13 protein-coding genes are annotated in these 26,172 nt (G+C 69.3%); 1 reads left to right on the top strand and 12 read right to left on the bottom strand.

From position 1 onward, the window contains the following. Nucleotides 1–218 precede the first annotated feature (218 nt). The 9 genes from WJM95_RS25405 to ngcE form a co-directional block, all read right to left on the bottom strand. A complete protein-coding gene (locus WJM95_RS25405) occupies nt 219–1,742 on the bottom strand; it encodes an amino acid permease (protein WP_339132103.1) in 1,524 nt (507 codons plus the stop codon). Between the two features lie 147 nt (nt 1,743–1,889). Beyond that, nucleotides 1,890–3,821 (bottom strand): 1-deoxy-D-xylulose-5-phosphate synthase, encoded by a 1,932-nt coding sequence (dxs, locus tag WJM95_RS25400; protein WP_339132102.1) that lies wholly within the window; start codon nt 3,819–3,821, stop codon nt 1,890–1,892. A 260-nt stretch (nt 3,822–4,081) separates the two neighbouring features. Continuing rightward, nucleotides 4,082–5,395, bottom strand: a complete 1,314-nt coding sequence (locus WJM95_RS25395) for a sugar ABC transporter permease (protein ID WP_339132101.1) — start codon at nt 5,393–5,395, stop codon at nt 4,082–4,084. Further along, on the bottom strand, nt 5,392–6,183 hold the full coding sequence (locus tag WJM95_RS25390; protein ID WP_339135838.1) for an ATP-binding cassette domain-containing protein: 792 nt from the start codon (nt 6,181–6,183) through the stop codon (nt 5,392–5,394). The genes WJM95_RS25395 and WJM95_RS25390 overlap by 4 nt, the downstream gene beginning before the upstream one ends. Before the next feature lie 269 nt (nt 6,184–6,452). Beyond that, nucleotides 6,453–7,559, bottom strand: coding sequence for a substrate-binding domain-containing protein (locus WJM95_RS25385; RefSeq protein WP_339132100.1), 1,107 nt, complete (start codon nt 7,557–7,559; stop codon nt 6,453–6,455). Nucleotides 7,560–7,680: 121 nt separating this feature from the next. Beyond that, complete coding sequence (locus tag WJM95_RS25380; RefSeq protein WP_339132099.1) at nt 7,681–8,880, bottom strand: ROK family transcriptional regulator; 1,200 nt, start codon at nt 8,878–8,880, stop codon at nt 7,681–7,683. A gap of 241 nt (nt 8,881–9,121) precedes the next feature. Beyond that, on the bottom strand, nt 9,122–10,060 hold the full coding sequence (locus tag WJM95_RS25375) for a carbohydrate ABC transporter permease (RefSeq protein WP_339132098.1): 939 nt from the start codon (nt 10,058–10,060) through the stop codon (nt 9,122–9,124). Between the two features lie 15 nt (nt 10,061–10,075). Further along, complete coding sequence (locus tag WJM95_RS25370; protein ID WP_339132097.1) at nt 10,076–11,008, bottom strand: sugar ABC transporter permease; 933 nt, start codon at nt 11,006–11,008, stop codon at nt 10,076–10,078. A gap of 34 nt (nt 11,009–11,042) precedes the next feature. Beyond that, complete coding sequence (ngcE, locus tag WJM95_RS25365) at nt 11,043–12,491, bottom strand: N-acetylglucosamine/diacetylchitobiose ABC transporter substrate-binding protein (RefSeq protein ID WP_339132096.1); 1,449 nt, start codon at nt 12,489–12,491, stop codon at nt 11,043–11,045. A 572-nt stretch (nt 12,492–13,063) separates the two neighbouring features. On the opposite strand from ngcE, the gene WJM95_RS25360 reads away from it, so the two are divergent. Further along, nucleotides 13,064–16,801 carry a GH92 family glycosyl hydrolase gene (locus WJM95_RS25360; protein ID WP_339135836.1) on the top strand — a complete coding sequence of 1,246 codons (3,738 nt, stop codon included), beginning with the start codon at nt 13,064–13,066 and terminating at the stop codon, nt 16,799–16,801. Nucleotides 16,802–16,886: 85 nt separating this feature from the next. Here WJM95_RS25360 and WJM95_RS25355 read toward each other — a convergent pair whose 3' ends face one another. From WJM95_RS25355 to acnA, 3 genes are all read right to left on the bottom strand, one after another. Next, nucleotides 16,887–20,162 carry a GH92 family glycosyl hydrolase gene (locus WJM95_RS25355; protein ID WP_339132095.1) on the bottom strand — a complete coding sequence of 1,092 codons (3,276 nt, stop codon included), beginning with the start codon at nt 20,160–20,162 and terminating at the stop codon, nt 16,887–16,889. 658 nt (nt 20,163–20,820) lie between these two features. After that, nucleotides 20,821–22,794 carry a HAMP domain-containing sensor histidine kinase gene (locus WJM95_RS25350; protein WP_339132094.1) on the bottom strand — a complete coding sequence of 658 codons (1,974 nt, stop codon included), beginning with the start codon at nt 22,792–22,794 and terminating at the stop codon, nt 20,821–20,823. A gap of 452 nt (nt 22,795–23,246) precedes the next feature. Continuing rightward, nucleotides 23,247–25,961, bottom strand: coding sequence for an aconitate hydratase AcnA (gene acnA, locus WJM95_RS25345; RefSeq protein ID WP_339132093.1), 2,715 nt, complete (start codon nt 25,959–25,961; stop codon nt 23,247–23,249). Between the last annotated feature and the right edge of the window lie 211 nt (nt 25,962–26,172).

Here is a 26,172-nt window from a genome sequence, read left to right as displayed (position 1 = left end):
GGCCGGGTGGCCGGGAGCACGGGGCCGGGGGTCAGCCGGCCGTGCCGCCGGGCGGGGTGGCCGGGAGCGCGGGGCTGCCCGGCGGGGTCAGCCGGGCCGGCCGGCCGGGAGCACGGGGCCGGGGGTCAGCCGGCCGTGCCGCCGGGCGGGGTGGCCGGGAGCGCGGGGCTGCCCGGCGGGGTCAGCCGGGCCGGGTGGCCGGGAGCACGGGGCCGGGGTCAGCCGGCCGTGCCGCCGGGCGGGGTCCGGGTGCTCCCCGAACCCGTCTCGGGGTTGCGGGCCAGACGGCTGTGCGAGCGCCCGTACATGAAATACACGGCGACGCCGATCACCATCCAGATCACGAACCGCAGCCAGGTCTCCGCCGGCAGGTTCAGCATCAGCCACAGCGTCGCGAGCACCGACAGGATCGGCACCCACGGCACCCACGGGGTCCGGAAGGCGCGGGGCAGGTCGGGGCGGGTGTGGCGCAGGACGACGACGCCGACCGCGACCACGATGAAGGCGAAGAGCGTGCCGATGTTGACCAGTTCGGCCAGTGCGCTGAGGCTGGTGAAGCCCGCGACGATCGCGATGATCACGCCGAGCAGGATGGTCGGCCGGTGCGGGGTGCGGAACCTCGGGTGGACGCGGGAGAAGAAGCGCGGCAGCAGTCCGTCGCGGCTCATCGCGAAGAAGACACGGGTCTGGCCGAGCAGCAGGATCATGCACACGGTGGTGAGTCCGACGGCGGCGCCGAAGCTGATGACGCCCGCGTACCAGGGGTGCCCGGTGGCCTTGAACGCGTCCGCGAGCGGTGCGTCGACGGACAGTTCGGTGTACTTCTGCATGCCGGTGACCACGATCGACACCAGGACGTAGAGCGTGGTGCAGATCACGAGCGAACCGAGGATGCCGCGGGGCATGTCCCGCTGCGGGTTCTTCGTCTCCTCCGCGGCCGTGGCGACCACGTCGAAGCCGATGAAGGCGAAGAACACGACGGAGGCCGCGGTGAAGATGCCCATCACGCCGAAGTTGGTCGGCGCCCAGCCGAACATGATCTGGATCAGCGGCGACTTGATGCCGCTGCCCGCCGTCACGGCCTGCGCCGGCGGGATGAACGGCTTGTAGTTCTTGCCCTCGATGAAGAAGGCGCCCGCGATGATCACGATCAGGACGACGGTGACCTTGATCGCGACGACCAGGGTGGTGATCCGGGCGGAGAGCTTCACGCCGACGACGAGGATGGCGGTGAGCACCAGCACCAGCGCGGCGGCGAGGATGTCGAAGCCGAACCCGTGCGCCCCGTCGCGCCCGCCGAGCGAGTCGGGAAGGTGCCAGCCCGCGTTGTCGAGCAGCGAACGCACGTAGCCGGACCAGCCGACGGCCACCACCGCCGTGCCGAGCGCGAACTCCAGGACCAGGTCCCAGCCGATGATCCAGGCGGGCAGCTCGCCGAGGGAGGCGTAGGAGAAGGTGTACGCGGAGCCCGCGACCGGGACCGTGGAGGCGAACTCCGCGTAGCACAGGGCCGCCAGCGCGCAGGCGACACCCGCGGCGACGAAGGCCAGCGAGACGCCGGGCCCCGCGTTCTCCTTGGCCACCTTGCCGGTGAGGACGAAGATGCCGGTGCCGATGATGACGCCGACGCCGAACACGGTGAGGTCCAGAGCGGACAGCGACTTCTTGAGCGCGTGCTCCGGCTCCTCTGTGTCCAAGATCGACTGTTCGACCCTTTTCGTCCTGAAGAGGGTGTTGCTCACGGACGTACCTCCCACGCTTGTCGTCCTCGACATGATCGAGAGGGCAGGTAGCACGTATCCCCCGACGCGGCCCCTTTCACGCGGATGGGCCGGTTTCACCACCCGTACAGGGTGCTGAAACCGGCCCGTCGGCCGTGTGCGGAGGCGTCAGTCGCGCGCGGGCTGTACCGCGTCGACCGCCTGGGCCGTGGTGCCGTCGAAGCGGCCGTCGAGCTTGGAGACGAGGCCGGTGACCTGCCGGGCGATGTCCGGCGCGGTCAGCCCGATCTCGGCCATGACCTCGGCACGGGAGGCGTGGTCGAGGAAGCGCGGCGGGATGCCGAAGTCGCGCAGCGGCATGTCGACGCCCGCGTCGCGCAGGGCCTGGGCGACGGCGGAGCCGACACCGCCGACCCGGGAGTTGTCCTCGACGGTGACGACCACGCGGTGCTGCTCGGCGAGCGGCGCCATGGCCTCGTCCACCGGCTTGACCCAGCGCGGGTCGACGACGGTGGTGGAGATGCCCTGCCGGTCGAGCAGGGCGGCGATCTCCAGGCACATCGGGGCCAGCGCGCCGACGGAGACGAGCAGCACGTCGGGCGCGTCGGTGCCGGGCTCCCGCAGGACGTCCATGCCGCCGATCCGGCCCACCGCGGGGACGGCCGGACCGACCGCGCCCTTGGAGAAGCGCACCACGGTGGGCGCGTCCTTCACCTCGACGGCCTCGCGCAGCTGGGCGCGGACCTGGTCGGCGTCGCGGGGGGCCGCGAGCCTGAGGCCCGGGACGACCTGGAGGATCGACATGTCCCACATGCCGTTGTGCGAGGCGCCGTCGGTGCCGGTGACGCCCGCGCGGTCCAGGACGAAGGTGACGCCGCACTTGTGCAGGGCCACGTCCATCAGGACCTGGTCGAAGGCGCGGTTGAGGAAGGTCGCGTAGACGGCGAAGACGGGGTGCAGTCCGCCGGTGGCGAGGCCGGCCGCGGAGACGGCGGCGTGCTGCTCGGCGATGCCGACGTCGTAGACCCGCTTGGGGAACGCCTTGGCGAAGCGGTCGAGGCCGACAGGCTGGAGCATCGCGGCGGTGATCGCGACGATGTCCTCGCGCTCCTTGCCGAGCGCGACCATCTCCTCGCCGAAGACGGAGGTCCAGTCGGCGCCGGAGGAGGCGATCGGCAGGCCCGTGTCCGGGTGGATCTTGCCGACGGCGTGGAAGCGGTCGGCCTCGTCCTGGAGGGCCGGCTGGTAGCCGCGGCCCTTCTCGGTGAGGCAGTGCACGATGACCGGGCCGCCGAAGCGCTTGGCGCGGGCGAGCGCCGACTCCAGTGCCTCGATGTCGTGGCCGTCGATCGGGCCGACGTACTTCAGGCCGAGGTCCTCGAACATGCCCTGCGGGGCGATGAAGTCCTTCAGGCCCTTCTTGGCTCCGTGCAGGGTCTCGTAGAGCGGCTTGCCGACGACCGGCGTGCGCTCCAGGAGGTCCTTGCCCCGGGCCAGGAAGCGCTCGTAGCCGTCGGTGGTGCGCAGGGTCGCCAGGTGGTTCGCGAGGCCGCCGATGGTCGGCGCGTACGACCGCTCGTTGTCGTTGACGACGATGATCAGCGGCCGGTCCTTGGCGTCGGCGATGTTGTTCAGCGCCTCCCAGGCCATACCGCCGGTGAGCGCGCCGTCACCGATGACGGCGACCACGTGGTCGTTTTTGCCGAGGACCTCGTTCGCCTTCGCCAGTCCGTCGGCCCAGCCGAGGACCGTGGAGGCGTGCGAGTTCTCGATGACGTCGTGCTCGGACTCGGCCTGCGCGGGGTAGCCGGACAGACCGCCCTTCATCTTCAGGCGGGAGAAGTCCTGGCGGCCGGTGAGCAGCTTGTGGACGTAGGACTGGTGGCCCGTGTCCCACAGCACCCTGTCCCTGGGCGACTCGAAGACGCGGTGCAGGGCGATGGTCAGCTCCACCACACCGAGGTTGGGGCCGAGGTGGCCGCCGGTCTTGGAGACCGCGTCGACGAGGAAGGTCCTGATCTCGCCGGCCAGCTGGTCCAGCTGCTCCAGGCTGAGCCGGTCCAGATCGCGCGGTCCCGTGATGCGGGTCAGCAGCGGCACCCGTGCCTCCTTGCAGTAGAGCTGTTGCCGGGCTTGGTCGAGTCTAATGTTCCGCCTTTTCGGGCGCGGGCCGGGCCTGGCGATCCACGCCACACGATCGGCCCAACCGGACGGGAACACGTGTTCTCGTCCGGACATGGCTGCGCCCGGCACCACGCGGGGTGCCGGACGTGACTGTGCCCGGCGCCGCCATTGGCGCCGGGCACAGGGTCCTTCGCGGGGGTCGTACCGCGGTGTTCTACGGAGCCCCCCGCGCGGTGTTACGCGCGGCCCGCGGCCTTCTGGCTCTTGCGCGAGACGGAGTCGATCACGACCGCGCCCAGGAGCACCGCACCAGTGATCATGTACTGGATGGAGGTGTTCATGTTGAGCAGGTCGAGACCGGTCTGGATCGACTGGATGACCAGCATGCCCAGGAGGGCCGACCAAACGTTTCCGCGGCCACCGAAGAGGCTCGTACCACCGATGACGGCCGCCGCGATGGCGAGCATCAGGGTGTTGCCGCCGCCGGCGTTCAGCGTGGCGCTCGCGGTCTGTCCGGCGAAGAACATACCGCCGATGGCAGCGAAGGCGCCCGAGATGGCGAAGACGCTGATGCGGACCATGGAGACGCTGATACCGGAGCGGCGAGCCGCCTCGATGCCACCGCCGACCGCGAAGATCTTGCGGCCGTAGGTGGTGCGGCGCAGCACGAAGTCGACGATCACCAGGGAGATCAGGAAGATCACCAGGGCGTTGGAGACACCGGAGGCGTTGTTGAGCACGGCCGCGGAAACGAAGGCCGCCACGGCGAGCGCGGTGACGCGCAGCAGGATCTCGCTGGTGGGCCGGAAGGGCACACCGGCGGCCTTGCGGCGGCGCTGGTCCATGAACGAACCCACGAGCATCGACAGGACGGCGAGGCCGGCCAGCAGGTAGGCGCCGACGACGGCCTGGTCCATGAAGAACGAGCTCTGGCCGAGCAGGTGCACCGGGCCGCTGTCGGACGGGATGTTGATGGTGCCGCTCGAACCGAGCAGCCACAGCATCAGGCCGCTCCAGCCGAGGAAGCCGGCCAGCGTCACGACGAACGCGGGAACGCCGATCTTGGCGAAGAACCAGCCCTGGAGCGCGCCGATGGCGGCACCGACGGCGATGGTCAGGACCAGGGCCAGCCAGGGGTTCATGCTGTGGTTGACCACGAACACGGCGAAGACCGTGGAGGCGAGGCCGCTGACCGAGCCGACGGAGAGGTCGATCTCACCGAGCAGCAGGACGAACACCAGGCCGATGGCCAGCATGCCGGTGGCCGACATGAAGTAGCTGATGTTCGACAGGTTGTCGGCGCTCAGGAACCGGGAGTTCTGGGTCTGGAAGATCGTCCAGATGACGACCAGGCCGACGAAGACCGGCAGGGAGCCGAGCTCGCCGCCCTTGATCTTGCGCTTGAACTCGGTGATGTAGCCCTTGAAGCCCTCTTCGCGGACCAGCAGACGCGGGTCGACGACGGTGACCGGGGCCGCGGTGGGGTCGCTGGCGGGAGCGACGGTGGTCTGCTCGACCTCCGTCTTGGAAACCTTAGACGTGTCGCTCACTTTGCGGCCTCCGTGCTGCGACGCCCCGCACGACGGGTCACGGCGTTTTCCGTGGCTCCGGTGATCGCGGCGATGATCTCTTCGTGGCTGGTGTCCTTCACGGAGAAGGAGCCGTTGTTCTTGCCCAGGCGCAGGACGGCGACGGTGTCCGCGACGGCCTTCACATCGGCCATGTTGTGGCTGATGAGGATGACGCCGAGACCGCGCTCGCGCAGCCGCTCGACCAGGTCGAGGACCTGCGCGGTCTGCTCGACGCCGAGGGCGGCGGTCGGCTCGTCGAGGATGACGACCTTGGGGTCACCGATGAGGGCGCGGGCGATGGCCACGACCTGGCGCTGACCGCCGGAAAGGCTCGCGATCGGGATGCGCACGCTCGGGATGCGGATGGAGAGCGTGCTCAGCAGCTCGCGCGCCTTCTGCTCCATGGTCACCTCGTCGAGGACGCCGCGGTGCAGCAGCTCCCGACCGAGGTAGAGGTTGCCGACGACATCGAGGTTGTCGCACAGCGCGAGGTCCTGGTAGACCGTCGCGACGCCGAGTCCCTGGGCGTCGTGCGGCTTGTTGATGCTGACCGCCTGGCCGTCCCACTCGATGACGCCCTCATCGATGGGGTGAACGCCCGCGATCGTCTTGACCAGCGTGGACTTTCCTGCACCGTTGTCGCCCACCAGGGCGACCACTTCTCCGGCGTGAACCTCGAGCTCGACATCGGTGAGAGCCTGAACCGCACCGAATCGCTTTGAGACTCCGCGCAACGCCAGCACGGGCGTAGCGGACACGTGAACCATCTCCTTCGCCGCCTGACCGGCGGGGATGCCGCGCTCGAACAAACCGGCGCGGAAGACTGTGCAAAAAAGCACAAGATTACATAATGAACATGCGTGAATCCGCTGCAATCCGCAACGGTTCCATCCGACGCCCGCCCCGCAGCGGGGTTTGAAGGTGGGGCAGGCGTCGGACAGGTTCACGGGACCGCCTGGGCGGTCACGACCACCGTGGGGCGGTCACGAATCGGGCGGCTACTCATGGTGCGAGTAGTCGCCCGACCCGAAGGTGCTTACTGGAGGCCGGCGGCCTTGCAGGCCTTGGCGAAGTCCGCGGTGCAGATGTCGGAGACCTGGTACAGGCCGTCCTTGATCACCGTGTCCTTGATGTTGGCCTTGGTGACCGAGACCGGGACGAGCAGCTGCGAGGGGACCTTGTCGCCGGAGCCGCTGGTCAGCGTCTGGTTGGCGAGGGACTTGATGTCCTTGTTGGTCAGCAGGTTGACCGCGAGCTGGGCAGCGGCGTCCGCCTCCGGCTTGAAGGCCTTGTAGACCGTGGAGGACTGGGTGCCGGCGACGAGGCGCTGGATACCCGCGAGCTCGGCGTCCTGGCCCGTCAGCGGGATGCCGCTGATCTTCGCACCCTTGAGGGTGTTGGCGATGCCACCGGCCATGCCGTCGTTGGCGGAGTAGACGCCCGCGATGTTCTTGGCACCGAGCTGCGTGATGGCAGCGGACATCTTCTGCGCGGCGACGGTGTCCTTCCACAGGCCGGACTGCTCGTAGGCGATGTCGACCTTGCCGTCGAGGGCCTTGTGGGCACCCGCCTTGAACTGACCGGCGTTCGGGTCGGCGTCGTCACCGTTGATCATGACGATCTTCGACTTCTTGGTGGCCTTCGAGCCGAGCGAGGTGAGGAGCGCCTGACCCTGGAGCTCGCCGACCTTCTCGTTGTCGAAGGAGACGTACGCCGAGACCGGACCCTGGGCGAGACGGTCGTACGCGACGACCTTGATGCCCTTGTTGACCGCGGTCTGGATGGAGGACTTGATCGCGGCCGAGTCCTGGGCGCTGATCACGAGGACCTTGACGCCCTGGGTGATCATGGTGCTGACCTGCTGGGCCTGCTTGGCGGCGTCGCCGGCCGCGTTCGCGTACTGGACCTTGCAGTCCGGGCACAGCTCCTTGACCTTGGCCTCGAAGAGCGGGTGGTCGAACTTCTCGTAGCGAGCGGTGACGCTGTCGGGGAGCAGGAGACCGATGGTCTTGCTGCCCGAGGAGGAGGAGCTGCTGCTGCTGTCGCTGGAGCTCTTGTCGCCGGCCTTGCCACAGGCGGCCACCGAGAGGGCCATGGAAACAGCGGCGGTGCCGATGACGACTCTGCGCATCGTGTTGTTCATTGGTGGTGCCTCCCTGACAGGGTCGCAACGCTGCGACCGAGGTGGGTTGGAGTCAACTCGGCCGCCCGTGCGACGTCAAGAAGTAAATACTTAACGGGTTGGCAACGGCGTGTTTCGTTCTCTAAGTGAAGGCAGGCGCAGCGGACGTCAGCGACCCGTCCAAAAGGGTCGAATCACCCATCTCGCTGAGCGCGAGAGCGAGCGCCCCGAGCACCTCCGCACGGCCGCCAAGTGCCCCTGGGAGCACCGAGAGTTGACGTGCGGCACTGGGGATCGCGTAGCGGCCCACGGACTCCCTGATGGGCCCCAGGACGAGCTCCCCGGCCTCGGCGAGATCGCCGCCGAGGACCACCCTGCTCGGGTTCAGCAGGTTGCACAGATTCGCGACTCCACTGCCGATATGTCGGCCGACGTCGGCGATCACGCGACGGCAGCCCGGATCTCCGTCCCGCGCCAGCCTGACCACGCCTTCCATGGTCAGATCGGTGCCGTGACTGGACTGGAGCAGCGGCAGCACATAGCGCGCCGCCGCGAACGTCTCCAGGCAGCCGCGGTTGCCGCACCGGCAGACGGGGCCGGATTCGTCCAGTGTAATATGTCCGATTTCGCCCGCTGTACCACCCGGGCCGCGGTAGATCTTGCCCTCTATCACCAGGCCCGCGCCGACACCGCTGGCGACCTTGATGTACGCGAGATCCCTGACCCCTCGGCCACTGCCCCAGACCATCTCGCCGAGCGCGCCCAGATTCGCGTCGTTGTCCACGTGGACGGGCACGCCGAGCCGCCCCCGCAGCTCCTCGGCGGGCCTGGCGCCGGTCCAGCCCGGCAGGATCGAGGTGGACCCGAGGGTGCCCGATTCCACGTCGATGGGGCCCGGTACACCGAGCCCCACGCCCGCGATCTTGGAACGGTCGACACCTGTCGCGTCGATCAGGCGGCTGACCAGTTCCTCGGCCCGGTCGAAGCCCTGCGCGGCGGAGGCGTCGACGTCCAGCGGCTCGGACTCCTCGGCCAGCACCTGATGGGCCAGATTCCCGACCGCCACACGCAGATGGGTGTGCCCGAAGTCGACGCCGATGACAATGCCGGCGTCCCCGCTCAAGGACACGCTGCGTGCCCTGCGACCGCCGGCCGAAGTGGGCGTGACCTCGACCGTTCCCCCGTCCTTGAGTTCACGGACGATATTGGAAACGGTCGCGGCCGACAGGCCCGTCGCCCTCGCGATCTCCGCCTGCGTGAGCGAGCCGGCCAGCCGCACCGCTCGCACGACGCGCTCCAGATTGGCTCGGTGCAGCGAAGACTGCGACCCCGGAGTCTCCATCGACTCATCCACTCCTGCCCATAGCCGGGCGGCCCCGATGCCGCCCGTGTGACCTGGGTCACGTCAACGGGACCCGGTCACTTACAAGTTGTGAACTCCAAGCTCCGCTGAACGGGTTACCGCAGTCAAGTCCTTGACGGAAATCGGGTCCGCCGGGTCGCGTTCGACCTCGGGCATCACCCGGACGCACCTGCGCCACCCCCGGGACGGGAGTGGCGCATGTGACGGACGGGGTGATTCGTTACTTGAGCGTCGCCGAAGTGAGACCCGCCTGGACCTGGCGCTGGAAGGACAGGTAGACGATCAGCATGGGGACCATGGCGATCGTCACGCCGGCGAACAGGACGGGCAGGTCGGTGGCGTACCCCTGCTGCTGCTGGAGCTGGATGAGTCCCTGGGTCAGGACGTAGCGCTCCGGATCGGAGCTGGTCTGCGGCTGCATCAGCACCGAGGGCAGGATGTACTGGTTCCACTGGCCCAGGACGTTGAAGATGCCGACGCTGAGCAGTCCGGGCTTGGCCATGGGCAGCATGACCTGGAAGAACGCCCGGGTGTGCGAGGCCCCGTCGAGCACCGCCGCCTCGAAGACCGCCGTGGGCAGCGTCCTGAAGAAGGCGTGCATGAAGAACACGGTGAACGGCAGCGAGTAGGCCACGTACACCAGGACCAGGCCTTGATAGGTGTTCAGCATGTCGAGGCGCTTGACCATGAAGAACAGCGGCACCAGGGCCAGGAAGACGGGGAACATGGCCCCGCCGACGAAGAAGAAGTACACGATCCGGTTGCCCGGGAACTCGTAGCGGGCCAGTACGTACGCCGCCATCGCGCCGAGCAGCATCGTCAGCGGGACCGAGAACACGAGGACGATCAGGGTGTTGGCGAAGTAGTCGCCGATGCCCTTGTTCCAGGCCCGGCCGAAGACGTCGAGCTGCCAGTTCGAGGGCCAGCTGAGGGCCGACCCGCCGATCTGCGCGTCGGTCTTGAAGGAGCTCAGGATCAGCCAGAGCAACGGCAGGATGATCAGGATCGCCCACAGGGCGAGGAAGCCGTGCGAGAAGACGTTGAGGGCCAGACCCTCGGTGCGCTTGTCACCCGGCCGGGGCGGGGCCTTCCTGGCGCTGCGTTGCTGGGGTACCGCGGCGCCGTCGACCTTCGCCGGCTCCGTCATGGGTGCGCTCATAGTCGTCTCTCCCGCTCAGAACTCGATGCGCTCGCGGCGGGTGGCGCGCAGCGTGACCACGGACAGGATCAGGGTGAGAAGGAGCATGACGACACCCATCGCGCAGGCGTAGCCGCTCTTTCCGAAGTAGAGGAAGTTGCGCATCATGACGTTCGCCATGACCTCGCTGTGGTGGTCGGGGCCTCCGCCGTAGCCGGTGCCCTGGGTCATGGTCGAGACGAGGACGAACATGTCCATCGCGATGATGCCCAGATAGACCCAGGCGGTCTGCACCGTGTCCCACAGCAGGGGCAGGGTGACCCGGAAGAAGGTGTGCGTGCGGCTCGCGCCGTCCAGCAGCGCGGCCTCGTAGATGTCCCTCGGGATGGACTGCATGGCCGCGGAGAACAGCACGAGATAGAAGCCGACGCCGTGCCAGACGACCACCGCCATCAGGCACCAGAGCACCAGGTCGGGCTCGTTCATCCACTCGATGGGGTTGTTGCCGTCGACCAGGTGGAGCTTGATCAGCAGGCCGTTGAGCAGACCGCCGCTGTCACTGCGGTACAGGGCTCCGAAGAGCACCGCGACGATCGCGAGCGACAGCACCTGCGGGAAGAAGTACACGATCTTGTAGAAGCGTGAGCCCGCGACGCCCTGGACGCCGCCGGCGCCACCCCGCCCGCCCGCGTTCACCATGAAGGCGAAGAAGAGGGCGAGCAGGATGGTGATCACCGGGATGAACACCAGGAACAGGATGTTGTGCCAGATCGCTTCGAGGAATACGTCGTCCTGGAACAACGCCTTGTAATTGTCCAGGCCGACGAAACTGAACGTCTGTGACTGACCCTTCCAGTCGGTGAAGGAGTAACCGATGGTCTGGAGGTAAGGCCAGATCACGAAGATCAGATACAGCGCCAAAGGTGCGAGGAGAAACCCCGCGACGAACCGGTACTGCCCTTTTCGCATGGCATCCTGCCCCTGGTGTTCCGGTTTTACGAGATCAGTCGCGGTGGTTCTTCTTGGACGCCGGGTCCTTGGCCGCCTTGTCGACCGCCGCCTGGGCGCGCTTCAGCCATTCCTTGGGCTGGATGCGCTTGGACATCAGCTCGTTGGACGCGTTCTGGATCGAGACGTCCATCTCGCTGTACCAGTTGGGGTACAGGTAGTTGAAGCTGTTGGTGCCGGCCGCCTTGGAGGCCTCGACCGTGGACTGCGTACCGGGACGCAGCTGCACGCCGTCGGACACGCCGTCCTTGAGGATGGTGAGCGAGTTGGCCTTCTGGGCGAAGATCGTCGACCATTCCTTGGAGAGCATGGAGCGCATGAACTCCTGTGCCTCGGGCAGGTTCGCGGCCTTCGCCGGGATGATGAACGGCTCGCCGGAGCCGGCCCGGATCGCCTCGAACGGCAGCTTGTCGCCCGAGAGGCTGGGCATCGGCATGAACTTCATGTCGAAGTCCGTCGGGGTCTGCTTGAGCTGCTCGTTCTCCAGCCAGGAGCCACAGGTGATGAACGCAGCCTTGTACTGGTTCCACCGGGTCTGCGACTCGGTGTGGGTCAGGCCGTTGGTGCCGGCCATCAGGTAGCCCTTTTCGACGACCTCGTAGATGGCCTCGATGGCCGCGAGCGCGGCGTCGGAGCCGACGAACGCCTTGGGGTCGAGGTTGTCGATCGCCTTCATGGCGTCGAGACCGCCGTGCTTGGCGATCAGGTCCATGATGGCGACGTTGATGTAGTACGGGTACTTGCCCTGGTGCGCGAGACCGCCGATGCCCTGCGACTTGGCGTCCTTGCAGATGGCGAGGAAGGCGTCCCAGGTCTTGGGAACCTCCCAGCCCTTCTCCTTGAAGAGCTTGCCGGAGTACCACAACCCCCACACCGTGTAGATGTAGTTGAGGGAGACGACCTTGCCGCCCTGGAGGCCCGGGTCGAGCGTGCCCGGGATCAGCGTGTCGCGGACCTTCTTCGACGGGTCGTCGATGGAGGGGGCGTCGAGGACGGCGGCGAGGTCGAGGAGCTGGCCGTTCTTGTAGAGCACGTCCAGCTTGATCTGCTGGGCGCCCGAGTCGTCGACGATGTCCGGCGGGTTGCCGCCGTTGAAGCGCGGCTGGAGCTTGCCGGTGATCTCCTGGGTGCCGGTGTGGGCGCTCTTGCTGCCCCACTTCTTGTCGAACGCCGCTTCCCACGCCTTGGCGTAGTCGTCGCCGTAGCCGCCCTTGAAGACGACGACGTCGAGCTTGCCGCCGCCCTTCTTCACACCGAAGGGGTTGTCCTTGCTGGTCTTGCCGGTGCCCTTGTCGGTCGACTTGTCGTCACCGCCCCCGCTCGCACAGGCGGACAGGAAGCTCATGGTCGGGACGGTGATCAGGCCAAGTGCGGCCGACCTCTTGATGAGGTCGCGACGGCCGACACCCTCGGGGCTGCTGTTCTCGGCGGAAGTGGATCCCATGCTCAAGTCCTCGCCTTCTCCAGGACTCAGGCGGTGAACCGGATCCTCCCCGGCACCGCGGTCAGTTCAAGCTGGGGTCGTGCATGGGGGATTCAGTGGGACGAACCGACAGTACGTGTACGGACCACGTTCCGCCGTCCCGCGAAATTCCCCCCTGGGTCCTGCCTGTCCAGGGCCAGTCGATCGACTGGCCGGACGCGACAGGTATAGTCCACTTCCCGCCAACGGAGCAAGATCGAATGCAGGTTTGGCCGTCGGTCTTTTCCGAGTTGAGACCTCCCGGAAATATGGGGCAGCCCAGGACCACCCCGGCGAAGGCCCACGGACGCCGGCCTCCCGCAATGAACGCAATGCACGGTTCGTCACACGGTATTCACCCCGGATGCCGCACCCAACACCCTTGACATCACTGTCAACTTGACGCCCAAATGGACCTTGCGCAGCAAAGTGACAACGTTGTCCACGTGCAGGGAGAGTGCCCGCGTATGCAGCACAGAGCTCGGTACAGACAGAGTTCCACGCGTCGGACCGGATGGCGTTCCTCGGCGGCACTGGGGGTGGCGGCCCTTTCCCTGTTAGCGGCCTCCCAGGGCGTCGCGGTCGCCCTGCCCGCCCAAGCGGCCAAGGCCGACCGGGAGTTCAGCTCCTCGTTCGAACCGGGCGATCCGGCCCCGGACTGGCTCAACACGGTGGACACCGCCCCCGACGGGACGAAGCGGTCCTCGGGCGTCGACGGCGGGTACAGCACCGGCATCCCCGGCAATGTGACCGACCACGTCACCGACGTGCGGGCGAGCGGCGAGAACACCGGCGCGGGCGAGGTCAAGGAGAACCTCGTCGACGGCGAGGCCGGCACCAAGTGGCTGACCTTCGAGCCCACCGGCTGGGCGGAGTTCGACCTGGACGCGCCGGTCAAGGCGGTCACGTACGCGCTCACATCCGCAAACGACCACGACGAGCGCGACCCCGCGGACTGGACCCTCCAGGGCTCCACCGACGGCAAGGACTGGAAGACCCTCGACACCCGCTCCGGCGAGTCCTTCGGCGAGCGGTTCCAGACGAAGACGTACGACATCCAGAGTCCCGTCGAGTACCAGCACTTCCGGCTCGACGTCACGAAGAACAACGGCGGCGACATCCTCCAGATCGCCGACGTCCAGTTCTCGACGGGTCGGAGCGACGACCCGACGCCCAAGGACATGCTTTCCCTCGTGGACCGGGGTCCCAGCGGCTCGCCGACCGCCAAGGCGGGCGCGGGGTTCACCGGCAAGCGGGCCCTGCGCTACGCCGGCACCCACAAGGGTGACGGCCGTGCGTACTCGTACAACAAGGTCTTCGACGTGAACGTGGCCGTCGGGCGCGACACCGAACTGTCGTACCGGATCTTCCCGTCGATGGCGGACGGCGACCGGGACTACGACGCCACGAACGTGGCCGTGGACCTGGTCTTCACCGACGGCACCTCGCTGAGCGCTCTGAACGCCGTGGACAGCCACGGATTCGCGCTGACACCGCAGGGCCAGGGCGCCGCCAAGGTGCTGTACGTCAACCAGTGGAACAACGTGACCTCGCGGATCGGTTCCGTCGCGGCCGGGAAGACCGTCGACCGGATCCTCCTCGCCTACGACTCGCCGAAGGGCCCCGCGAAGTTCCGCGGCTGGCTCGACGACGTCGCGCTGCGCCGGGCCGCTCCGCAGAAGCCCGCACGGCATCTGGCCGACTACGCGCTCACCACCCGCGGCACCAACTCCAGCGGCGGCTTCTCGCGGGGCAACGACTTCCCGGCGACGGCCGTCCCGCACGGCTTCAACTTCTGGACGCCGGTGACCAACGCGGGCTCGCTGAGCTGGCTGTACGACTACGCCCGCGCCAACAACGCGGACAACCTGCCCACCATCCAGGCGTTCAGCGCGAGCCACGAGCCGAGCCCCTGGATGGGCGACCGGCAGACCTTCCAGGTGATGCCGTCGGCCGCCTCCGGCACCCCGGACACCGGCCGGACCGCCCGTGAACTGGCCTTCCGGCACGAGAACGAGACCGCGCGGCCGTACTACTACGGGGTGACCTTCGAGAACGGTCTCAAGGCGGAGATGGCCCCGACCGATCACGCCGCCGCCCTGCGGTTCACCTATCCGGGCGACGACGCGAGCGTGATCTTCGACAACGTCACCGAGCAGGCGGGCCTGACGCTCGACACCTCGGCGGGCGTCGTCACCGGGTACTCGGACGTCAAGTCGGGCCTGTCGACCGGCGCCACCCGGCTCTTCGTCTACGGAGTCTTCGACGCGCCGGTGACCGAGGGCTCCGCGAGCGGGGTCAAGGGCTACATGAGGTTCAAGGCCGGTGCCGACCACACCGTCACCCTGCGCCTGGCCACCTCGCTCATCAGCATCGACCAGGCCAAGGACAACCTGCGCCAGGAGATCCCGGACGGCACCTCGTTCGACGCCGTCAAGAAGGACGCGCGCCGGCAGTGGGACCGGCTGTTCGGCCGGATCGAGGTGCAGGGCGCGACCCCGGACCAGCTGACCACCCTCTACTCCAGCATGTACCGGCTCTATCTCTACCCGAACTCCGGCTTCGAGAAGGTGGGTTCGACGTACCAGTACGCCTCGCCGTTCTCCCCGATGCCGGGTCCGGACACCGCGACCCACACCGGGGCGAAGATCGTCGACGGCAAGGTGTACGTCAACAACGGCTTCTGGGACACCTACCGCACGACCTGGCCGGCCTATTCGTTCCTGACGCCCCATCAGGCCGGGGAGATGGTCGACGGGTTCGTGCAGCAGTACAAGGACGGCGGCTGGACCTCGCGCTGGTCCTCGCCCGGCTACGCGGACCTCATGACCGGCACCTCGTCGGACGTGGCGTTCGCGGACGCGTACGTCAAGGGCGTCGACTTCGACGCCAAGTCGGCGTACGACGCGGCCCTGAAGAACGCGACGGTGGTCCCCCCGACCTCCGGCGTGGGCCGCAAGGGCATGGCCACCTCCCCCTTCCTCGGCTACACGAGCACGTCCACGGGCGAGGGCCTGTCCTGGGCCATGGAGGGCTACGTCAACGACTACGGCATCGCCCAGATGGGCAAGGCGCTCTACAGGAAGACCGGCGAGAAGCGCTACAAGGAGGAGTCGGACTACTTCCTGAACCGCTCCCAGGACTACGTGAACCTCTTCGACTCCAAGGCCGGCTTCTTCCAGGGCCGCGACGCCAAGGGGAACTGGCGGGTCGACTCCGCCACGTACGACCCGCGCGTGTGGGGTTACGACTACACCGAGACCGACGGCTGGGGCTACGCGTTCACCGCGCCGCAGGACTCACGCGGTCTCGCCAACCTGTACGGCGGCCGGGCCGCGCTCGCGGACAAGCTCGACACGTACTTCTCCACCCCCGAGACGGCCTCGCCCGACACCGTCGGCTCCTACGGCGGGGTCATCCACGAGATGACCGAGGCCAGGGATGTGCGGATGGGCCAGTACGGGCACTCCAACCAGGTGGCCCACCACGTGAACTACATGTACGACGCGGCCGGGCAGCCCTGGAAGGCCCAGAAGAACATCCGCGAGGTCCTGTCCCGTCTCTACACCGGCAGCGAGATCGGACAGGGCTACCACGGCGACGAGGACAACGGCGAGCAGTCGGCCTGGTACCTCTTCTCCTCGCTCGGCTTCTATCCGCTGGTGATGGGCAGCGGCGAGTACGCCATCGGATCGCCCCTGTTCACGAAGGCGACGGTCCACCTGGAGAACGGCAAGGACCTGGTCGTCAAGGCCCCCCGCAACAGCACGAAGAACGTGTACGTGCAGGGGGTCCGGTTCAACGGCAAGCGATGGAACTCGACTTCGCTCCCCCATTCGCTCATCACCCGAGGCGGTGTCCTGGAGTTCGACATGGGCGCCGAGCCGTCCTCGTGGGGCACCGGCAAGGACGCGGCACCGGTCTCGGTCACCGAGGACGACAAGGTGCCCGCGCCGCGCGCGGACACCCTCAAGGGGGACGGTCCCCTGTTCGACAACACCTCGGCCACGGACGCCACCGTCACCTCGGTGGACCTGCCGGTCGGCGGCGACACCCGGGGAGTCCAGTACACACTGACCTCCTCGGACCACACCAAGGCGCCGACCGGATGGACCTTGCAGGGCTCCGCGGACGGGACGACCTGGACGGACCTCGACAAGCGCTCCGGTGAGTCCTTCCCCTGGGACCGGCAGACCCGGGTGTTCACGGTCGCGTCCCCGGGCTCGTACGCCCACTACCGACTCGTCCTCGACGGCGAGTCGACCCTCGCGGAGGTGGAACTGCTGGCCTAGCCGCACTCGGCGGAGAGAGAAAAGGGGGCGGGCCCGGAGGTGACTCCGGGCCCGCCCCTCGTTCGTGCGCGGGCGTTCTCGTGCGTCAGCCCACCGCGAGGGTGAAGACGTGCAGATCGGCGTCGTCAGGGAACGTGACGCTCCTGATCGTCCTCCCCTCCGGTGCCGTGAACGGCTCGGTGGCGAAGACGTAGGTGGCCACCGGGTCCTTGTCGGCGCCCGCGACATTGCGGTACGCGGTCTTCGCGATGGTCTCGTTGCCGTACTGGACGGTCCCGCCCCCACCGCCCACGGTCCAGTCGGTGAAGGACAGATCGACGGAGTCGGTGCCGCCGTCGCTGTACGTGACGGTGGCCCGGGTCTCCTGATTGCCGTTCACGGCGCTGCCGATGAAGGACAACCGGGTCGCCGGCTCGCTCAGTTGGACGGTCTGCGAGGTGGCCGAGGCGTTGTCGGGGCGGCCCGACGGGGACTTCGGCCAGGTGTAGGCGAGACCGTCCACCGTCCCCCGGCCGCCCGGAGTCAGCCCCGCGTCGGCGAGTGCCTGACGGGAGTAACTCCAGCCTCCGCCGTCGTAGTCGGCCTCGGAATGGTCCCCGGCGTCGTCCGAGACACCGGTGTTGTCGTAGGCCGCGAGGAGGGAGCCGGGGGCCGCGACGGTGAGCGCCACCGGCTGCGTGTACGACGTGTCGCCCGAGGTGACGGACACCTTGGCGTCGTAGAACCCCTGCTCGGCGTCGTCGGCGGCGGTGAGGACGATCCGCTGGGCACCGTCACTCACCGTGCCGGCCGAGGGCGTCGCGTTCACCCCCGCGGGCACGTCCACGTGGAAGCGGACCTCGGGACCCGCTCCCCCGCCCAGGGCGAGCGCGCGGATGTCGAGCGCGGTACTGCCACCGGGCGCGAGGGTCGCGGCCGTCGGGCCCACACCGATCTGGTACGGCTGCTCGCCCGTGCGGAAGGAGGGCGGCGCGGCCGACTCGGCGCTCCCCCAGGTCCTGTCGGGCGTCGCGGACAGCGTGTAGTCGAGGGTGCCGCCGTCACGGACGAAGGAGGCCGGGAGCCAGGGCCTGCCGCTGCCGCGGCCGTCCACCCGCAACGACTGGACGTACGGGGCGTCCGCGGCCGCGCCCCGGGCCCGGATCTCGATGTCGGCGCCGCCGGGGCGCCGGATCTCGATCCTGGGGAACAGCGGTGAGGCCAGGACGAGTTCGGCACGGGAGGGCACCTGCGGATACATGCCGAGGGCGGAGAAGACGTACCAGGACGACATCTCGCCGAGGTCGTCGTTGCCGGGGATGCCCTCGGGCCGCGTCGACCACAGCCGGGTCATCGCCGCGCGGACGGTCTCCTGAGCCTTGTAGGGCGCGCCCGCGTAGTCGTACAGATAGGGCACGTTGACCGACGGCTCGTTGTCCAGCTCGGACTTGTCACCGCCGCTGCCGCTGAACGCCCAGCCGCCGTCCGCGTCGTGGAAGAACGTGTCGAGCCGGTCGAGAGCCCTGGCACGCCCGCCCATCGCGGCGAAGAGGCCCGCCGGGTCGTGCTGCACCATCCAGGTGTACTGGGCCGCCGTGCCCTCCACGAAGCCGTTCCCGGTCGCCGGGGTGAAGCCCGTGACCCAGCTGCCGTCGGCCTTGCGGTTGGCGATGTAGCCGCCGCCGGGGTCGGCCGCGATGTTGAAGTTGTTCTGCCACCACTGGGAGCGCTCGGCGAAGTCGGCGGCGGTCTTCTTCTCCCCAGCGGCCCTGGCCAGTTGGGAGATCGCGAAGTCCGCGCCGGACATCTCCAGCGTCTCGGCCGCGCCGCCCCAGGCGTTGGACACGGACGGCATGTAGTGGTGTTCGAGGTACTTGTCGAGCGAGGGGCGCTGGCCGGCCGAGAGCACCGGCTTGCCGGCCGGTGACCGGTCCTGCTCGGTCGGCACGGTCGCCGCCTTCACCAGGGAGGAGAGCGCGCCGCGCAGATCGAAGCCGGTGCCGCCGAAGGCGCGGATGCCCGCGAGCGCGGGCGCCGAGGGATCGCCGTTCATGACGTGCGTGCCGCTCGCTCCGTGCAGCCAGCGGTCCCAGACTCCCCCGTTCTCACGCGCGAGTTCGAGGAGGGACTGCGCGATGTCGGAGCCGGTGTCCGGGTCGAGCAGAGTGAGAAGCTGGACCTGGGAGCGGTAGACGTCCCAGCCGGAGAAGGTGCCGTACTGCGCCGCGTGGCCCCGGCCGACGGTGTGCACCTTGTCGTCGGGGCCGCGGTATCTGCGGTCCGCGTCGCTGATGACGTTCGGGTGCAGAAGGGCGTGGTAGAGCGCGGTGTAGAAGGTGGTGCGGTCGGTGTCGGTGCCGCCGCCGACGCCGATCGCGCCGAGACTGCGACGCCAGGCGCGGTGGGCGGCGCCCTGGACGGAGGCGAAGGAGCGCGCCGGCGGGTTCTCGGCCTCCAGGTTGGCGGTGGCGCCCTCCTGGCTGACGTAGGAGATACCGACCTTGACGTTCACGGGGTCGGTGCCGGGCTCGAACTCCACATAGCCGCCCGCCCCCTTGCCCGCGAGCGGCCGGCCGCCCTGGGCGAAGCCCCCGGTGCCGCCGCTCGCCTCGGTGGCCCCCGGGCTCAGCCGGTCGTCCCGCCAGGTCCCGGTGGTCTTGAAGGCGCGGTCGAAGCGCGCGGTGAAGTACAGGGTGTAGTACGAACGTTGGCCCTCGGGGTCGAGGTAGCCGCAGAAGTTGCCCGAGGTGACGGAGCCCGAGACGGTCCTGGTCGCCGGGTCGATCCTTACGGTCGAATCCGTGGATCCGACCTCGGAGTTGGCGGTGCGGATCAGCATGGAGGCGGGTGTGCCGGCCGGGAAGGTGAAGCGGCCCGAGCCGGTGCGGGCGGTGGCCGTGAGGTCGGCGGTCACTCCGGACGCCAGCCCCACCTTGTAGTGACCGGGCTCGGCCACCTCGTCGGTGTGGGTGAACCCGGAGGCGTAGACGGCGTCCTTGGTGTCGGTCGCCGGGGACGAGGTGACCTCGCCCGCGTACGGGAAGAACGGGATGTCCCCGCTGCCGCCCGCGCATCCCGTGCCGGACATGTGGGTGAGGCTGAAGCCCCTGACGCGCGTGGCGTCGTACTGGTAGCCGCCGGGCGCGGCGGTGCGGGTGGCGTCGCCGCGGGTGTTCTCCGGGCTCCAGGAGAGCATGCCGAAGGGCGTGACGGCGCCCGGGAAGACGTTGCCGCCGTTCCTCGTGCCGATGAGCGGATCGACGTACGTGGTCGGGTCCTTGACGAGCTTCGGCGGCCCCGACGCGTGCTCGGCGAGCGCCGGGGTGGCGCCGGCGAACGTCAGGGCGACGGCCAGCAATAACGATGACGGACGGAAACGCATGACGCGGCCCCTCCTCCTTCGGACGGGTCGCGCACCACGGGTCGCACAAGCCGCAGGGACAGTAACGTGCGCCACGGGTACCACGGAAGACCGCCTGCGGCGCCCGGGACGCGCCCCGCCGACACCCCGATGGAGTCAAGGGGGCCTGGGGCGCGCCGGTCGCGGTCCGCGGCGGCACGGGCCCGGCGCTCGCCCGCCCGGGTGCCCGAGGGATATGAGCCGAGGGGCGCGAACGGGTCCGGGGTAGGCCGTCAACCTTCTTGACATCGTTGTCCGTTGAGGCGATAGAGTCGGGCACAGACCGAACGACAACGTTGTCGTGCAGCACGGTCGTCACAAGCCGCACCATCCCGGGCAGGGCCTCCCCCTCCCGTCCGGGCTCGCGGACCGGGTGGGTCCGAACCCACCCGCCCGGTCCGCCCCGAGCCTCGCCCGTGCAGCCGACCTGACAGCGGGCGTACGGGATCGGGGCGAGGTGGGAGTGACTCCCCGGCGGGTTCCGGTCCACCGAATGGGAGCGCTCCCACCTCACTCGGAAGGTAGCGCGAACGGGAACCCCTGTAAACGCCTGGCGCATCGGGAGCACCGGTCGCACCGGTGCGGGTCGGCACCATCTGGGTTCACCGTCCTGTTCCTTGTCCGGATTGACCGTCCTGATTCACCGTCCGGGGAAGGCCGTGGCCTCTTCCCCGGTCCTCGGTGCGCAGGCCGGTGCGTGCGCTCCCGGGCCCGGTTCCGCCGGGAGACGCGACGCGGGCGGCGGCCGCAGGGCCGGGAGTTCGACGGTGAACTCCGTACGGCCCGGGGCGCTCTCGGCGTGGACACGGCCGTGGTGCGCCTTCGTGACGGCCGCGGTGACGGCGAGGCCGAGGCCCGAGCCGCCGTGGCCCGGAGAGACCCGGGAGCGGGAGGCGTCGGCGCGGGTGAAGCGCTCGAAGACCTGGGGCAGCAGGGCGGGCGGGACGCCGGGGCCGTCGTCGCGGACCCGGAGCATCCAGGTCGTGGCCGTGGCCTCCAGCGTGATGACGACCGTCGTGCCGGCCGGTGTGTGCGCACGGGCGTTGGTCAGCAGGTTGCCGACCGCCCGGCGGAGCCGGACCTCGTCGCCGGCCACCAGGGCCGGGGACTCCGGCAGCAGGCCCAGGCGCCAGACGTGGCCCTCCCCCGCGGCCCGCGCGGCCCGCACGCCCTCGGCGGCGAGCACGGCGAGATCCAGCCGCACGAACTCCCGCTGGTGCGCCTGGTGTTCGTCGTCGAGCCGGGCGAGCAGCAACAGATCCTCGACGAGGCTCGTCATCCGGGCCGACTCGGCGGACACGCGCTGCCAGGCCGTGGCGGGTTCGAGGAGACCGGGGCCCCTGGTCATCAGTTCGGCGTATCCGGCGACGGCGGCCAGGGGCGTACGGAGTTCATGGCTCGCGTCGGAGAGGAGGCGGCGCGTGCGCTCCTCGCCGCGCAGGCGCCGGGCGTCGGCGGCCTCGGCCCGCTCCACGAGAAGTCCGAGGGCGGCGCCGATCCGGTCGGCCTCGCTGCCGGGTCCCGAGCCCTGTCCGGGCACCCGGCCCGAGACCACACCGGCCCCACCGTGCCCGGCGCCTCCATCGGCGGCCCGGGCCGGGCCGGTCAGCTCCTCGGCAGGTCCGGGGGCGTGGTCGTCCGCCAGGGCCCGGACCACCGCCGCCCCGCCGGAACCGGCCGCACACCCGGGCACCCGGACCCGGCCGGTCGTCGAAGCTCCGCCGGGCCCCGCGTCTCCACCGGCGGCCCGGGCCGGGCCGGTCAGCTCCTCGGCCGGACCGGGACCGGGCTCACCCACCCAGGTCCCGACCGTCGCCGTCCCGCCGGAACCGGCCGCACACCCGGGCGCCCGGACCGGGCCGGTCGTCGAAGCTCCGCCGGGCCCGGCGTCTCCACCGGCGGCCCGGGCCGGGCCGGTCGGTTCGTCGGCTGGTCCGGGACCGGGCTCACCCACCCAGGTCCTGACCGTCGCCGCCCCGCCGGAACCGGCCGCACACCCGGGCGCCCGGGCCGGGCCGGTCGTCGTCGCTCCGCCGGGACGGTTCGGGGTCGTCGGCTCCCGCTGTTGCAGCGGTGGCCGCGAGAGTTCGGTCGCCAGGGCCGTCACCTGTTCGAGGGGGCGGAGCCGATGCCGGATGACGGCAGCACAGGCGCAGCCCACGACCATGGTGGCGGCGGCCGCTGTCGCCGCCTCGACCACGGCCAGCCTCCGCAGCGCGCCCTGGACGTCGTCCATCGGGAGGGCCGTGAGCAGGGGCCGTCCGCCGCCTTGGAGCACGGCGACGCGATAGGTGCCGAGCCCGGGGACGGTGCGGGTGTGCGGGGAACCGTCCGTCTCGACGGCCGAGAGGGCGGAACGCTGGGCGGCGCCCAGGTCGCGCGGTCCGCCGGAACGGCGCACGACCTCGGCGGCGACCACGGTCCCGTTCACGTCGAGCCGGGCGGAGATCGTGCCGACCGGCAGCCCTCTGCCGTCGAACGAAGCCGGATCCGTCCCGGTGCCGGGCCCGCCGCCGAGGGCCTCTTGCCGGCCGCGCTCGGCAACCTCGGTGACCCGCCGGTCCAAGTCGTCCAGCAGATAGGCGCGTTGCGCGAGGACCGAGGACACGGCCATGGTCACGCACACCGCGAGGAGCGCCAGGCCGATGAGGGCGAGGAGACGCGTGCGCAGGGACCGGGGGTGCGGAGGAGACGCCCTGAAGCGCGTGATCGGGGACCGCGTTCGCGGTGAACGGGCGCGCGGGGGCCGTCCGTCCGCTCGCGGTCGCGGTCGCGGGTGCCTGTGTCCGCCGGGCGAGCTCATCTCCCGTACTCCCGTGGCCTGTTGCAGTCGGGGAGACGGAGAGGGAGAACGGGACCGACACGGACTCGGCCGACAACGGGCCCGGATGCGTCGTACATGGGGCAATCGTGTCCCGGCGCGCTGAGGGAACCCTGTGTTCCACCTGAGCAGCGCCGATGTCCTGGGAGGACTTCGGGGCGACGGCGAAGGGCCGCACCCCCGACGAACGGGGATGCGGCCCTCTGCTCCTGCGGAGCTGCCCTACAACTGCGTCACCGGACGGGTCAGTTGCGGATCAGGTTGCGCAGCACGTACTGCATGATGCCGCCGTTGCGGTAGTAGTCCGCCTCGCCGGGGGTGTCGATGCGGACGACCGCGTCGAACTCGACGCCGGTGTCGGTGGAGACCTTCACCGTGCGGGGGGTGGTGCCGTTGTTGAGCTCCTCGACGCCGGTGAAGGAGAAGGTCTCCTCGCCGGTCAGACCGAGGGACTCGGCCGTGACGCCCTCCGGGAACTGGAGCGGCAGGACGCCCATGCCGATGAGGTTCGAGCGGTGGATGCGCTCGTACGACTCGGCGATGACGGCCTTGACGCCGAGGAGCGCGGTGCCCTTGGCGGCCCAGTCGCGGGACGAGCCGGAGCCGTACTCCTTGCCGGCCAGGATGACCAGCGGGATGCCCTGCTCGATGTAGTTGCGCGAGGCGTCGTAGATGAACGCGACCGGCGCGCCCTCGACGGTGAAGTCGCGGGTGTAGCCGCCCTCGGTGCCCGGCGCGATCTGGTTGCGCAGGCGGATGTTGGCGAACGTACCGCGGATCATGACCTCGTGGTTGCCGCGGCGCGAGCCGTAGCTGTTGAAGTCACGACGCTCGACACCGTGCTCCGTGAGGTACTTGCCTCCGGGGGTGTCGGCCTTGATCGCACCGGCCGGGGAGATGTGGTCGGTGGTGACCGAGTCGCCCAGCTTGGCGAGCACGCGGGCGCCGGCGATGTCCGAGACCGGGGTGGTCTCCATCGTCATGCCCTCGAAGTAAGGGGGCTTGCGCACGTAGGTCGACTGCGGGTCCCACTCGAAGGTGTTGCCCTCGGGGATCGGCAGCGCCTGCCACTGGGCGTCGCCCGCGAAGACGTCCTGGTAGGACTTGCTGAACATGTCCTCGCCGATGGCGTTCGCCACGACGTCGTTGACCTCGGCCTCGGAGGGCCAGATGTCGGCCAGGTAGACCGGCTTGCCCTCGGTGTCGGTGCCGAGCGCGTCGCGGGTGATGTCCACCTTCATGGAGCCCGCGAGGGCGTAGGCGACGACCAGCGGCGGGGAGGCCAGGTAGTTCATCTTGACGTCGGGGTTGATACGGCCCTCGAAGTTCCGGTTGCCGGAGAGGACCGAGGTGACCGCGAGGTCGTGGTCGTTGACGGCCTTGGAGACCTCGTCCGGCAGCGGGCCGGAGTTGCCGATGCAGGTGGTGCAGCCGTAACCGACCAGGTTGAAGCCGACCTTGTCGAGGTAGGGGGTGAGCCCCGCCTTGTCGAAGTAGTCGGTGACGACCTTGGAGCCCGGGGCGAGGGTGGTCTTGACCCACGGCTTGCGGGTCAGGCCCTTCTCCACGGCCTTCTTCGCGACGAGCGCGGCGGCGACCATGACGTACGGGTTCGAGGTGTTGGTGCAGGAGGTGATGGCCGCGACCGTCACCGCGCCGTGGTCGATCTCGTAGGTCGAACCGTCGGGGGCCGTGACCGTGACCGGGTTGGACGGGACGCCGTTGGCGGCCGCCGGGGAGTCGGAGGCCGGGAAGGACTCCTTGCCCGCCTCGTCGTCGTCGGCGACGTAGTTGCGCACGTCGCTCTTGAACTGCTCGGCGGCGTTCGCGAGGACGATGCGGTCCTGCGGGCGCTTCGGGCCGGCGATGGAGGGGACGACCGTGGAGAGGTCGAGCTCCAGCTTCTCGGAGAAGTCGGGCTCGGCGGCCGGGTCGAGCCAGAGGCCCTGCTCCTTGGCGTACGCCTCGACGAGCGCGAGCTGCTGCTCGGAGCGGCCGGTGAGCTTGAGGTACTTGATGGTCTCGCCGTCGATCGGGAAGATCGCGGCGGTGGAGCCGAACTCCGGCGACATGTTGCCGATGGTGGCGCGGTTGGCCAGCGACGTGGCGGCCACACCCTCGCCGTAGAACTCGACGAACTTGCCGACGACACCGTGCTTGCGCAGCATCTCGGTGATGGTCAGCACGAGGTCGGTGGCGGTGGTGCCGGGGGTGAGCTCACCGGTCAGCTTGAAGCCGACGACGCGCGGGATGAGCATGGAGACCGGCTGGCCGAGCATCGCGGCCTCGGCCTCGATGCCGCCGACGCCCCAGCCGAGCACGCCCAGGCCGTTGACCATGGTGGTGTGCGAGTCGGTGCCGACGAGCGTGTCGGGGTACGCCTGGCCGTTACGGACCATGACCGTGCGGGCCAGGTGCTCGATGTTGACCTGGTGGACGATGCCGGTGCCCGGCGGGACGACCTTGAAGTCGTCGAAGGCGGTCTGGCCCCAGCGCAGGAACTGGTAGCGCTCCTTGTTGCGGCCGTACTCCAGCTCGACGTTCTGGCCGAAGGCTTCCTTCGTGCCGAACTTGTCCGCGATGACGGAGTGGTCGATGACCAGCTCGGCCGGGGAGAGCGGGTTGACCTTGGCCGGGTCGCCGCCGAGCTCCTTGACGGCCTCGCGCATGGTGGCGAGGTCGACGACGCAGGGCACGCCGGTGAAGTCCTGCATGATCACGCGGGCGGGCGTGAACTGGATCTCCTGGCTGGGCTGGGCCTGCGAGTCCCAGCCGCCGAGCGCCCGGATGTGGTCGGCGGTGATGTTCGCGCCGTCCTCCGTGCGGAGCAGGTTCTCCAGCAGCACCTTCAGGCTGTACGGAAGGCGAGCCGAGCCTTCCACCTTGTCCAGCCGGAAGATCTCGTACGACTCGTCGCCCACGTGCAGCGTGCTGCGGGCGTCGAAGCTGTTCGCCGACACGACAGTCTCCTTCATTGATGTGCGCGTTCCCACCGCATCCTGCCGCCACGACGCCATGGCCGATCCGCTAAGGTAAGGCTAAGTTAGGTAACCCTTACCGACGGATCGATGGCGGCGTGCTGCTGCGGTACGCCTCGGCAGATATCTCGATGTCGAGATAACTCTAGTGCATGGGGGCTGACAGGTCATGTCCGCACGCCCGCATGTCCGC

The organism is Streptomyces sp. f51 (assembly GCF_037940415.1).
In the GTDB taxonomy this organism is placed as follows: Bacteria; Actinomycetota; Actinomycetes; order Streptomycetales; family Streptomycetaceae; genus Streptomyces.
The sequence above is the reverse complement of the archived record's forward strand: the minus strand, read 5'-3'. Positions and strand labels throughout refer to the sequence as shown.